Here is a 12165-nt window from a genome sequence, read left to right on the forward strand (position 1 = left end):
CCTACACGCCTCGGTGGTCCGGTGCGGCGGGATCCGTGATCATCTCACTCGGATACGTGAACGTCCTCGCCCTGGCTGGCATATTCGATTTTCGCCGTCCTAGGTTCCACGGCGGAGGTGGTTCACATGATCGAACCCAGCAAGCACCAGCCCAACCCTCGGGCGCAGTACGACGCGATCGACGTCAGTGACTTCGTGTACGCGGCCACGGGAGCCCGGGTCCGCCGGCTGACCCTGCCGGACGGAACTCACTGGTTTCCGGCGGTGGATGTCTGCAAGGAACTCGGGCACACCAATTCGAGGCAGGCACTCGCCGACCATGTCCCAGAGGGACACCGAGAGATTCTTGAGACCGTAACTGGAGCTTACGGTCTCAGCATTCCCGCAGGTAGAGAGTGGCGTCGAGACCTGAATGTCATCTCGCTCCAAGGCCTGATCCTCCTCGTCAGCGCCTGCACCAAACCCGCCTGCGCCCCCTTCAAGCAGTGGGCCGCCGAAGTCATCGAGACGGTCCAGCGAGAGGGTTCCTACGCCCTCGAAGAGGCAGAGGTGCAACCCACTGAGCCGGGCGCCCCCGTCGCCTACGCGATGCCGGAGCAGGTCGCCGAAGCCATCGTGCGGCTCGAAGAGCGCAACCTTCAGGCGGACGAGCAACTCGCCGTCGCCCAGCACGAATCGCTCGCCCTGCAACGGACCATGGTCGAGATGCAGCGCGAAACGCTCACGGCCCAGCAAGCCATCGCCCAGGCCATGGACCGCATCGCGAACGGGCTCGACGTCCTGTTCGCCACTCGGCCGACGCCCACCACAGCCACCGCTCCCACCACCGAGGCCGTACTGGCCGACTGGCGGCACCGGTTGTCGGTGACGGAGGACGTGTGGACGGTGGCCGTCGTCATCGCCCCGGTTCTTGTCGAGAAGGGTGAACTCCGGGAGCCGCTCGAATCGATCGCCGCCCGTACGGGGCTGTCGGTGCACCGTGTCAACGAATGCCTCCGCATGCTGCGTAAACACGCCTGCATCCGCTCGCAGGGCGGGGCGGAGGGCGGAGCGCCCGTGTACGTCCTGAACCACGCCTGACCGACCCGAGGACAGAACAGAAGGGGCGGCCGCAATCCGAACTTGCGGCCGTCCCTTCAGATTTCAACCTATATCGTCCGGGACCGTCACGCCCAGGTGATGAGCTTCTTCGGCTGTTCCAGGATCGCCGCCACGTCCGCCAGCACCTTGGACCCCAGCTCCCCGTCCACCAGCCGGTGGTCGAAGGAGAGGGCCAGGGTCGTCACCTGACGGGGCTTCACCTTGCCCTTGTGGACCCACGGTTGGAGCTTGATCGAGCCGACCGCCAGGATCGCGGCCTCACCGGGAGGGAGGATCGGCGTGCCCGTGTCGACGCCGAAGACGCCGACGTTCGTGATCGTCACCGTGCCGCCCTGCATCGCGCCGGGAGAGGTCTTTCCGTCCCGGGCCGTGGACACCAACTCGCCGAGCGCCTCCGCCAGTTGCGGGAGCGTCTTGTCGTGGGCGTCCTTGATGTTCGGGACGATCAGACCGCGCGGGGTGGCCGCCGCGATGCCCAGGTTGACGTAGTGCTTGAGCACGATCTCCTGGTTCGCCTCGTCCCAGGACGCGTTGATGTCCGGGTGGCGCTTGATCGCGACCAGCAGGGCCTTGGCGATCAGGAGCAGCGGGTTCACCCGCAGCCCCGCCAGCCCGTAGGAGTCGGGGGCCGCCTTGAGCTCCTCGACCAGTTTCAGGGTGCGCGTCACGTCCACCGTCACGAACTCCGTGACATGCGGCGCCGTGAACGCCGAGCCGACCATCGCCGCCGCGGTCGCCTTCCGTACGCCCCTGACCGGGACGCGCGTCTCCCGTGCGCCGTCGTACGTGGCCGCCGGGGCCGGAGCCGCCGGGACGGCCGGTGCCGTGCTCACCGGCTCGGGGGCCGTCGGGGCCACCGCCGCGTGCACGTCCTCGCGCGTGATGACGCCGTCGGGGCCCGACGGTGTCACCGTCGCCAGGTCGACGCCGAGATCCTTGGCGAGCTTGCGCACCGGCGGCTTGGCGAGCGGACGGGCCGTCACCGCGGCCAGGAGCGCCTGGCCTGCCAGGCCGGGGCCGGTGAGGGCGCCGTGGCCGTTGGTCGACTCCACCCGCCCACTGTGGCCGTTCAGCTCGTGCTGGACCGCCGCCGCGACCTCCTGGGCCGGGATGTCTGCGCCCTTGCGGGGTCGGCGCTTGGTCGAGGAGACGGCCACGCCGTAGCCGACGAGGACCGGCTGGCGGGCCGGCGGTTTCGCCTCCTCGGGCGCTGCCCGGGGTGCCTCGGCCTGAACGGGGGCCTCGGCCTCCACCGCGGCCCCGGCCCCGCCCGTCACGTCGACCGCGATGATCGACGTACCCACGTCGACCGTCGTGCCCTCGGGGAAGTGCAGTGAGCGCACGACCCCGTCGTACGGGATGGGCAGTTCGACGGCCGCCTTGGCGGTCTCGACCTCGCACACCACCTGGCCGTCGGTGACGGTGTCGCCCGGCTGGACGTACCACTTGAGGATCTCGGCCTCGGTGAGTCCCTCGCCCACGTCGGGCATCTTGAACTCGCGAACGGACGCGTCAGTCATCGTCGTCACGTCCCTCTCCTCAGTACGCCAGCGAGCGGTCGACGGCGTCGAGCACCCGGTCCAGGCTCGGTAGGTACTCCTCCTCCAGGCGCGCCGGCGGGTACGGGGCGTGATAGCCGCCGACCCTGAGCACCGGTGCCTCCAGGTGGTAGAAGCAGCGTTCCGTGATCCGGGCCGCGATCTCCGCGCCCGAACCGAAGAACACCGGTGCCTCGTGCACCACGACCAGACGGCGGGTCTTCTCGACCGAGGCCTGGACGGAGTCGAAGTCGAGCGGGGAGACCGACCGGAGGTCGAGGACCTCCAGGGACCGGCCCTCCTCGGCCGCCGCGTTCGCGACCTCCAGGCACAGCTTCACCATCGGGCCGTAGGCGGCGAGGGTGAGATCGGTGCCCTGGCGGACCACCTGGGCCTTGTGGAGCGGGCCGGGGATGGCCTCGACATCGACCTCGGCCTTGTCCCAGTAGCGCCGCTTCGGCTCGAAGAAGATCACCGGGTCGTTGCTCTGGATGGCCTGCTGCATCATCCAGTACGCGTCCGACGCGTTGGCCGGGGACACCACCTTGAGGCCCGCCACGTGCGCGAAGAGCGCCTCCGGGGACTCCGAGTGGTGCTCGACCGCACCGATGCCGCCGCCGTAGGGGATGCGGATGACGATCGGGAGCTTGATCTTGCCCAAGGCGCGCGCGTGCATCTTCGCGAGCTGGGTGACGATCTGGTCGTACGCCGGGAAGACGAAGCCGTCGAACTGGATCTCGACCACCGGGCGGTAGCCGCGCAGGGCGAGGCCGATGGCCGTGCCGACGATGCCCGACTCGGCGAGCGGGGTGTCGATGACCCGGTCCTCGCCGAAGTCCTTCTGCAGACCGTCGGTGACCCGGAAGACTCCGCCGAGCTTGCCGACGTCCTCACCCATGATGAGGACCTTGGGGTCCGACTCCAGGGCCTTGCGCAGCGATTCATTGATCGCCTTGGCCAGGGCCATGCTCTTGGACGTCACGGTCTTCGGCGCCTCGTTCGTCGAAGCCACTGTCTCAGCCGCCATGGTCATGCCCCCTCCACATCTGCGAACGACGCCTGGTAGGCGGCGAACTCGGCCCGCTCCTCGTCCACGAGCGCGTGCCCGTCGGCGTAGGTGTGCTCGAACATCGCGAAGGGGTCCGGGTCGGGCATCGCACGGACCACTTCGCGTACTCGCCTGCCCAACGACTCGCTTTCGGTCTCCAGTTCCGCGAAAAATCCCTCTTCCGCGTGGTTTGAGGCCTCCAGGTACGTCCGAAGACGCGCGATCGGGTCCTTCGCCTCCCAGGCCACCCGCTCGTCGTCGTGACGGTAGCGGGTCGGGTCGTCGGAGGTGGTGTGGGCGCCCATGCGGTAGGTGTACGCCTCGACCAGCGTCGGGCCCTCGCCGCTGCGGGCCCGCTCCAGGGCCCACCTCGTCACCGCGAGGACCGCCAGCACGTCGTTGCCGTCCACCCGTACGCCCGGGAAGCCGTAGCCCTGCGCGCGCTGGTAGAGCGGGACGCGGGTCTGGCGCTCGGTCGGCTCGGAGATGGCCCATTGGTTGTTCTGGCAGAAGAACACCACGGGGGCGTTGTAGACCGAGGCGAAGGTGAAGGACTCGGCGACGTCGCCCTGGCTGGAGGCGCCGTCCCCGAAGTACGCGATGACCGCGGAGTCGGCGCCGTCCTTGGCCACGCCCATCGCGTAGCCGGTGGCGTGCAGGGTCTGCGAGCCGATGACGATCGTGTAGAGGTGGAAGTTGTTGGTGTTGGGGTCCCAGCCGCCGTGGTTCACCCCGCGGAACATGCCCAGCAGGTTGGTCGGGTCGATGTCCCGGCACCAGGCGACGCCGTGCTCGCGGTAGGTCGGGAAGACGTAGTCGTCCGGCCGGGTGGCACGGCCGGAGCCGATCTGGGCGGCCTCCTGGCCGAGCAGCGAGGCCCACAGGCCCAGTTCGCCCTGCCGCTGGAGGGCGGTGGCCTCGGCGTCGAAGCGGCGGGTCAGCACCATGTCCCGGTACAGGCCGCGCAGGTCGTCGGGGGTGAGGGCGGCGACGTACGGGTCGTAGGCGGCGTTCTTGACGCGCCTGCCGTCGGGGGTCAGCAGTTGGACGAGGTCCGGATCGGCGCCCGTCCCCGCCGGCTTCTCGGCGGACTTCACGGCCGGCTTTCTGGCTGCCGCGCGCTTGCTGGGGGCGCGCTTCGCGGCCGTGGCCTTCGTCGCGGTGGCAGTGGCGGGCGGCGCGGCCGTGGCTTGGGCGTCGACGGCCGGCGTGTCGGCGCTCTGCGCGGTGGTGCGGGTGGTACCGGTCTTGCTTCCGGCGCTGCGTCGCGGTTTGCGCGCGGCAGTGCTCTCCACGGTCACGTGTACTCCTCCGTCGGTCCGGCCCCGGGGTTGCCGGGTAACCAGTGCGGTCACCTGTTCCCGATACCCGTGCACGGGGTGGGTGCCACTCGGCCGGGAACAGGCGTGACAGGCGTTCCGGCGAGCGTCCCGCAAGCATCACGTTACCCAGTGCGCCATATTTCTATGAAACCCCCCTGACCTGCGATTTTGCTTGGAAATCCAAGTAAATTGAGCAAGTCGGGAAGGGGCCCTGGTCACAGCCTTGCAGGGGGCCGGAACAACGGCACGTTATCCCGCTGACCCAGCTCACGGGAAGAGCCGGTATGTGAGACTGTCCGTGTGCCCGAAGACGGAAAAATCACCGTATTTCTCCTCGACGACCATGAAGTCGTCCGCCGGGGAGTCCATGAACTGCTCTCGGTCGAGGACGACATCGAGGTGGTCGGCGAGGCCGGGACGGCGGCGGACGCGCTGGTACGGATTCCGGCCACCCGCCCGGACGTGGCCGTCCTGGACGTACGGCTCCCGGACGGCAGCGGCGTCGAGGTGTGCCGCGAGATCCGCTCCCAGGACGCGGGCGTCAAGTGCCTGATGCTGACCTCGTTCGCCGACGACGAGGCGCTCTTCGACGCGATCATGGCGGGCGCCTCCGGGTACGTCCTGAAGGCCATCCGCGGACATGAACTACTGGCGGCCGTGCGGGACGTGGCCGCCGGCAGGTCCCTGCTCGACCCGGTCGCGACCGCCAGCGTCCTGGAGCGGCTGCGGGACGGCGGCGGCCCGAAGGGCGACGAGCGGCTCGCGGACCTCACCGAGCGGGAGCGCCGGATCCTCGACCTGATCGGCGAGGGCCTCACCAACCGCGAGATCGGCGAACGGCTGCACCTGGCGGAGAAGACCATCAAGAACTACGTGTCCGGACTCCTGTCCAAGCTGGGCATGCAGCGGCGCTCACAGGCGGCGGCGTACGTGGCGCGGATGCAGGCGGAACAGCACGGGCGGCAAGGACAGCACGAGCAGCGGCAGGGGTTCTGAGAGGCCAGGATTTCCACGGGACCTGGGACATCCCGAGGCCGGGCGCGCCACCGGAACACCCGAATCGGGACTTTAGGCCTCTCTTCTCGGGGCGAGCGCCCCTGGTGTGCCCGGCCTCCCGTCACGCAACCTGAGTGCATGCCGACCGACGAACAGCGCGCCGCCGATCTCCTCGGCCGGGTCGAGCACGGCCGGGTCGCGACCAGCATGCGTGCGCTGCCCTTCCTGGCGTCCGCCCGCCACATCGTGGTGGACGGCCAGGTCCTGCTGCGCCTGCACAAGGGGCACGGCTACCACCGGGCGTGCGTGGGCGGTGTCGTCGCGTACGGCGCCGATGTCCCCTCCGCGCGGAGTCGGTCCTGGTCCGTGCAGGTCGTCGGGGAGTGTGCCGCCGTCGAGCCGACCCCCGCCGAACTCGACCGGTTCGGCCCCGCACCGCGCTTGGTGGACGGCGTTCCCTTCGATCCCGTCTATCTGCGAGTCGAACCCCAGTTCGCGACAGTGCACTCGGTGATCGAAACCGACTGGCCGTGACTTTCTGTGGTCACCTGTGACTGCCTGCGACAAGCGCCCCGCTCACACGCCCGGCTCGTGCCCTACCATCTGGCGCGTGCCGCGCTCATCTGTACCACCCCTTGCATCCCATGCGCCCCCTCTGGGCGCCCTCCTCCGCCAGTACGCCGCCGGGTCCGCGCTGACCTGCGAGCCCGTCGACCAAGGGCTGCTGAACCGCGGCTACCGGCTCGCCACCACGCGCGGCCACTACTTCCTGAAGCACCACTTCGACCCCGAGACCGCCGACCCCGCCGCCATCGCCCGTCAGCACCGGGCGACCCAGCGCCTCGCGGATCTCGGCGTCCCGGTGGCCCCGCCGCTGCCCGGCCGCGACGGACGTACGGTCGCCGTCGTCGGCGGCAACGCCTACGCCCTGCACCCCTGGATCGACGGCCGCCACCGCCACGGCGGCCAGCTCAGCACCGTCCAGTGCGGCCGGCTGGGCGCGCTGCTGGGCGTGGTCCACGCGAGCCTGGAACGGGTCATGCCGACCCGCGGCCGGGCGCCGGACGAGCACGGGGACAGGAGGACGGAAGGGGACGGAACGGCGGAAGGGTCCGGCGGACGGGAGCGGGGAGCCCCGCAGCGAGTGACCGCCGATCGAGGGCGGGCCCACGAACAGGGCGTCGCCGACGGGTTCGTCCGGCCGGGACGGGCCGACCGGGAGGAAGAACCCGGTCGGCCGATCACCGTCGTCCACCCCCGGGACGCCACCCGACAGGGCGAGTCCACCGGCCGGGCCGCCAACCCTGTCGCGGGCCGCGCGAAGGCCCTCACCCACGGCATCCCCGTCGCGCCCCCGCAACACCCACCTGGCGCCCGTCCCACCGACCACTCAGGACACTCCACCGGGCAGCCACTGCAGGCCCCCTCGGCCGACCCCGCCGACACCTTCGCGCTCATCGACGACCTCCTGGCCCATGTCCGCCGCCACCGCCCCACCGACGCCTTCGACGAACTGGCCCGCCACCGGCTCCTGGAACGGCGCGCGCTGCTGGAACAGCACGCGGACCGACGGCCCCCGCCGGGCGGCTCCGTGGGCTGGGTGCACGGCGACTTCCACCCGTTCAACCTGCTCTACAAGGGGGACGCCCCGGCCGCGATCGTCGACTGGGACCGGCTCGGGGTGCAGCCCCGCGCGGAGGAGGCCGTACGCGCCGCCGCGATCTTCTTCGTACGTCCCGCCGGCACGCTCGACCTGCCCAAGGCACGGGCGTACGCGCGCGCGTACCGGCGTGCCGCGGGGGCCACGCCCTCCGAACTGGCAGCCGCCGTACACCGGGTGTGGTGGGAGCGCCTCAACGACTTCTGGATGCTGCGCTGGCACTACGAGCGGGGTGACACCCGCGCCGACTCCCAGTTCCCGGCCGCCTCGGCGCTCGCGGTGTGGTGGACGCGCGAGTACGACGTGGTGTGCGGGGCTTTCGTGGACTGACGGCCGCCGAGGGGCCGGCTCCGCCGACCGGTACAGTCGCCCGCCTGCCCGGAAACGGCACGCGCGCGTGAAGCCCTCTTCGGGCCGCACGCGCGCGTGGAGACTGCTTTCCGTCAACCCGCCGCCGGTTCGTTCACCCGGAAGGCCGATCGGCGGGTCAGGGAGTGGTGCCGCCTTCCGTACCGCCGTCTTCCTCCCCGGTGTCCCCTGACGTCTCGGACGACGGAGTCGCCGCGCCGGTCGACTGCGACGGCGAGATCGACGGCTGCGTGGTCGTCGGGTCGTCCGACGGCGTGGGCGACGGCTCGGTGGAGGGGGTCGCCTCGCCGGTCGACTGCGACGGCGTGGGCGACGGCGTCCACTCGGACCCGGTCCCCGAGCCGCTGCCGTCGTCCGTGGCGGTGTCCGACGTCTCCTCGGAGGCCTCGTCGGTCGGGCTGGCCGTGGAGTCGTCGGTCTGCTGGGACTGCGAGGTGGTCGGCGACTCCGAGGTGCCGGTGCTGCCGCCCGTGCCCTTGCCGTTCTGGACGGCGAGGGCGACGCCCGCCGCGATGGCGATCACGGCGAAGAAGGCCAGTATCCACAGCTTGCCCCGGCCGCCGCCCCGGTTGCCGTGTCCCTCGAAACCGCCGTCGTCCCCGCCGCCGTACCCGGCGGGCAGGATCTGCTGGGGGATCTGGGTGGTGCCGGCCTGCTCACCGGGGTGGTTCATCACCGCGGTCCCGGCGAAGCCCCCCGAGGGGGTGTGCCGGCCCTCGTGCATGTCCACGGGCCCGGTGTTCCAGGTGCCGGTGTGGCTGCCCTGGTCGTACAGCATCTGCAGGCCGTACTGGATGAGACCGCGCATCTCCTCGGCGGTCTGGAAACGGTCGTCCGGCTCCTTGGCGAGGGAACGCATGACGAGCCCGTCGAGTTCCGGCGGCGCCGCCTCCGAGACCTGGGACGGAGGCACCGGAATGTCCTGGACGTGCTGGTAGACCACGGACAGCGGGGTCTCGCCGGTGAACGGGGGCCGCAGCGCGAGGAGTTCGTACAGCAGACAGCCGGTGGCGTACAGGTCGGAGCGGTGGTCGACGGCCTTGCCGAGGGCCTGCTCCGGGGAGAGGTACTGGGGCGTGCCCATGACCATGCCGGTCTGCGTCATCGTCGTGGACGCCCCGTGCAGCGCGCGGGCGATGCCGAAGTCCATGACCTTCACCGCGCCGCCGTGCGTGATGATCACGTTGGCGGGCTTGATGTCGCGGTGCACGATGCCGTGCTGATGCGAATAGGCAAGCGCTTCCAGCACCCCGGAGACGATGATCAGGGCCTGCTCGGGCCCGGGCGCCTCGGCGTTGATGAGGAGGTCGCGGATGGTGCGCCCCTCGACGATCTCCATCACGATGTACGGGACGGACTGGGCGCCGCTCGCGGTGAAGCCGCCATTGGGCAGGGTGTCCTCGCCGGAGTCGTACACGGCGACGATCGAGTGATGGTTGAGCCCGGCGACGGACTGGGCCTCGCGTGTGAAGCGGGCCTTGGAGATCGGGTCCTCGGCGAGGTCCGCGCGGAGCAGCTTGACCGCGACCGTCCGCCCGAGCCGCACGTCCTCGGCGGCGAACACCTCTGCCATGCCGCCCCGGCCGAGTCTGTGGGTGAGCCGGTACCGGCCGTCCCCGACCAGTCCGCCGTTGCCCCACAACTCAGGCGCGTCTGACATACCGCCGCCAGCCGCCTCGGGGTCGGACGGGCCCTGAGCGCGCTGCTGTGCCATCAGTCCTCGCCGTCGTTTCTGCCCGCGGTGCGCGCGGTGTTGTTACGGTCTCCGTCGGCCACGCTACAGCCTTTACGCAAGCCTCCGGTCCGGGAGGCGCTCCCGGAGGAGCTCCGGGAGGAGCCCGGGTACGGGTCCCGGGCGGACCGGTCATCAAACCCGTTGCGGGTAGGGTCGTGCAAATTGCGTGCCCCGTCCGCACAGCACCTGTAACGCTTCCGCGACGCTTCCTTCCCGTACGGTCACGGAACGGGCACCGCGCTTGACGTGTCAGTGCCCTCCGGCAGACTTGGCCCGGAATCAGCCAATCGATCACGTCTGGCTGTGGAGAAGCTCGGGGGACGCTGAGACATGAGCCAGGACGGCGCACACGGCCGGTACGCGGGGCACGCGCTCGCCGGCGGGCGCTACCAGCTGCGCGATCTGCTCGGCGAGGGCGGCATGGCCTCGGTGCACCTCGCGTACGACTCGGTCCTGGACCGGCAGGTCGCGGTCAAGACACTGCACACCGAACTGGGCCGTGAGCAGGCCTTCCGTGAGCGGTTCCGCCGCGAGGCCCAGGCCGTGGCCAAGCTCACGCACACGAACATCGTCTCGGTCTTCGACACCGGCGAGGACGACGTTGCCGGGACCATGACCCCGTACATCGTCATGGAGTACGTCGAGGGGGAGCCGCTCGGTTCCGTTCTCGACGCGGATCTGCGGCAGTTCGGGGCGATGCCCGCCGACAAGGCGCTCAAGGTCACCGCGGACGTGCTGGCGGCGCTGGAGATCAGCCACGAGATGGGCCTGGTCCACCGGGACATCAAGCCGGGCAACGTGATGGTGACCAGACGCGGTGTCGTCAAGGTCATGGACTTCGGCATCGCCCGCGCCATGCAGTCGGGCGTCACGTCGATGACGCAGACCGGCATGGTCGTCGGCACTCCGCAGTACCTCTCCCCGGAGCAGGCGCTGGGCCGGGCCGTGGACGCCCGTTCCGACCTCTACTCGGTCGGCATCATGCTGTTCCAACTGGTCACCGGGCGGTTGCCGTTCAACGCGGACTCCCCGCTCGCGATCGCGTACGCGCATGTCCAGGAGCAGCCGGTCGCCCCTTCTTCGGTCAACCGGGCGCTCCCTCCGGCGGTCGACGCACTCGTCAACCGGGCACTGAAGAAGAACCCGAACGAGCGTTTCCCGAGCGCCGTCGCCATGCGCGACGAGTGCCTGCGCGTGGCCGCCTCCCTCCAGCCGGCCGCCCCGAACATCGTTCCGGGTACCCCCGCGCAGAGCGGCGCGGGCGTCGCCTCCGCGGTGTTCCCGCCGGTCGACCAGTCGACCCCGGCCCCGCCGAACCCCGTACAGACCCCGTACCAGCCGACCCCGTACCCGCAGCACGCGAATCCGCAGCACCCGAATCCGTACGGCACCACTCCGCCTCCGGCGTACACACCTGCGCCCACGCCCCCGCAGACGCCGGCCCCGGCGTACGGCTATCCGCAGCAGGCCGCGTACCAGGCGCCCGGCGCGTACGCGTCGCAGCACACGCCGCCGGTCGCGTACTCCCCGGCGCCGGCGTCCCCGTCCTCCTCCGGAGGAGGACGCAAGAGCAACACGCCGGTGATCGTGGGCTCGATCGTCGTCGCCCTCGTCGCCGTCGGCGGGCTGCTCCTGGCCCTGAAGCTGGGCGGGGACACCACCGACAACGGCGGCGGGACCGGCAGCGACAGCTCCGCGAGCGCCTCGGCCTCACAGACGGCCGAAACGGGAACGGACCCGGGTGCGGATTCGGGCGGCGACTACAAAGGGCCGGACCTGAGCAAGACGATCGAAGAGGACAAGTGCGCCGAGGCGCAGGAGTCGTACACGGACCCGGACAAGGTCCAGCTGCCCGACTTCCGCTACAAGAACCTGACCTCGGTCAAGGCCTGCTTCCAGGCGGCCGGCTGGCGGATGAAGGTCACACGGGTCGACGAAAACACCTTTGGCAAGGACACGGTCACGGACCAGTTCCCCTCCGCGGGCACTGACGTCGACCCGGAGGACATGCCGGTGATCGAACTGAGCGTGTCGTCGGGCAACCCGTCCTGAGCCGGCGGTTGTTCATGGAGCGGCCGGGCGTGGATTGCCGCGTCCACCACCGCCTGGAGCTGCGGACGGGGGACTTCTCGCAGGTCGATCCAAGCGAACCTCATGCCACTCCTGCCACGATCGTCGAGTAGTTGGCCATGCGCATACCGTGCGAGAGATCGGTGTTGCCGCCGTGCACGACCGCCGAGAGACGGGAGACGAGTGCGGCGGGCGTGGGGGAGGAGAAGATCCGGCGCCCGACGGCCAGGCCCCGGCAGCCGGCGGCCATCACGGCGGTGCCGTACTCGACGAGGTCGGAGCCGTCCGGTGGATCGCCGGCCGCGAGGACGGGGATGGGGCTGTTC

General features: G+C 70.5%; 9 protein-coding genes and 1 pseudogene. 5 read left to right on the top strand and 5 right to left on the bottom strand.

The window, feature by feature from the left end:
* Positions 1 to 126 precede the first annotated feature (126 nt).
* A complete protein-coding gene (locus tag STRTUCAR8_RS40640; protein WP_044473743.1) occupies positions 127 to 1080 on the top strand; it encodes a BRO-N domain-containing protein in 954 nt (317 codons plus the stop codon).
* Positions 1081 to 1166: 86 nt separating this feature from the next.
* On the opposite strand, the gene STRTUCAR8_RS40645 is transcribed toward STRTUCAR8_RS40640, so the two are convergent.
* Genes STRTUCAR8_RS40645 through pdhA form a run of 3 tightly spaced genes read right to left on the bottom strand, consistent with a single transcriptional unit; the run spans position 1167 to position 4988 of the window.
* Positions 1167 to 2630, bottom strand: coding sequence for a dihydrolipoamide acetyltransferase family protein (locus STRTUCAR8_RS40645; protein ID WP_006382227.1), 1464 nt, complete (start codon positions 2628 to 2630; stop codon positions 1167 to 1169).
* Positions 2631 to 2640: 10 nt separating this feature from the next.
* Positions 2641 to 3666, bottom strand: coding sequence for an alpha-ketoacid dehydrogenase subunit beta (locus tag STRTUCAR8_RS40650; RefSeq protein ID WP_044473744.1), 1026 nt, complete (start codon positions 3664 to 3666; stop codon positions 2641 to 2643).
* A 2-nt stretch (positions 3667 to 3668) separates the two neighbouring features.
* Positions 3669 to 4988, bottom strand: a complete 1320-nt coding sequence (gene pdhA / locus STRTUCAR8_RS40655) for a pyruvate dehydrogenase (acetyl-transferring) E1 component subunit alpha (RefSeq protein ID WP_006382221.1) — start codon at positions 4986 to 4988, stop codon at positions 3669 to 3671.
* 321 nt (positions 4989 to 5309) lie between these two features.
* Here pdhA and STRTUCAR8_RS40660 point away from each other — a divergent pair, with 321 nt between their 5' ends.
* The 3 genes from STRTUCAR8_RS40660 (at position 5310) to STRTUCAR8_RS40670 (ending at position 7995) form a co-directional block, all read left to right on the top strand.
* Positions 5310 to 6005 carry a response regulator gene (locus tag STRTUCAR8_RS40660; RefSeq protein WP_006382228.1) on the top strand — a complete coding sequence of 232 codons (696 nt, stop codon included), beginning with the start codon at positions 5310 to 5312 and terminating at the stop codon, positions 6003 to 6005.
* 138 nt (positions 6006 to 6143) lie between these two features.
* Positions 6144 to 6539 carry a pyridoxamine 5'-phosphate oxidase family protein gene (locus STRTUCAR8_RS40665; RefSeq protein WP_006382229.1) on the top strand — a complete coding sequence of 132 codons (396 nt, stop codon included), beginning with the start codon at positions 6144 to 6146 and terminating at the stop codon, positions 6537 to 6539.
* 76 nt (positions 6540 to 6615) lie between these two features.
* Positions 6616 to 7995 (top strand): phosphotransferase, encoded by a 1380-nt coding sequence (locus STRTUCAR8_RS40670; protein WP_006382222.1) that lies wholly within the window; start codon positions 6616 to 6618, stop codon positions 7993 to 7995.
* A gap of 157 nt (positions 7996 to 8152) precedes the next feature.
* Here the strand turns inward: STRTUCAR8_RS40670 and STRTUCAR8_RS40675 are convergent, their stop codons facing one another.
* Positions 8153 to 9748: a protein kinase domain-containing protein gene (locus STRTUCAR8_RS40675; protein ID WP_006382226.1), complete on the bottom strand. Its 1596-nt coding sequence runs from the start codon at positions 9746 to 9748 to the stop codon at positions 8153 to 8155.
* Positions 9749 to 10099: 351 nt separating this feature from the next.
* Between STRTUCAR8_RS40675 and STRTUCAR8_RS40680 the strand changes: the two genes are divergently transcribed.
* The gene (locus STRTUCAR8_RS40680) at positions 10100 to 11821 is read left to right on the top strand and encodes a Stk1 family PASTA domain-containing Ser/Thr kinase (RefSeq protein ID WP_006382223.1); all 1722 of its coding nucleotides are present in this window, start codon (positions 10100 to 10102) and stop codon (positions 11819 to 11821) included.
* Between the two features lie 100 nt (positions 11822 to 11921).
* Here STRTUCAR8_RS40680 and STRTUCAR8_RS40685 read toward each other — a convergent pair.
* A pseudogene (locus tag STRTUCAR8_RS40685) lies at positions 11922 to 12165 on the bottom strand (fructose-bisphosphate aldolase); the annotation flags it as partial.

Source organism: Streptomyces turgidiscabies Car8, from assembly GCF_000331005.1.
In the GTDB taxonomy this organism is placed as follows: Bacteria; Actinomycetota; Actinomycetes; order Streptomycetales; family Streptomycetaceae; genus Streptomyces; species Streptomyces turgidiscabies.

Excerpts from the sequence above, each read along its gene's own strand:
- STRTUCAR8_RS40640 (WP_044473743.1), top strand. The coding sequence starts at position 127 with ATGATCGAACCCAGCAAGCACCAGCCCAACCCTCGGGCGCAGTACGAC.
- STRTUCAR8_RS40650 (WP_044473744.1), bottom strand. The coding sequence starts at position 3,666 with ATGGCGGCTGAGACAGTGGCTTCGACGAACGAGGCGCCGAAGACCGTG.
- STRTUCAR8_RS40665 (WP_006382229.1), top strand. The coding sequence starts at position 6,144 with ATGCCGACCGACGAACAGCGCGCCGCCGATCTCCTCGGCCGGGTCGAG.
- STRTUCAR8_RS40675 (WP_006382226.1), bottom strand. The coding sequence starts at position 9,748 with ATGGCACAGCAGCGCGCTCAGGGCCCGTCCGACCCCGAGGCGGCTGGC.
- STRTUCAR8_RS40680 (WP_006382223.1), top strand. The coding sequence starts at position 10,100 with ATGAGCCAGGACGGCGCACACGGCCGGTACGCGGGGCACGCGCTCGCC.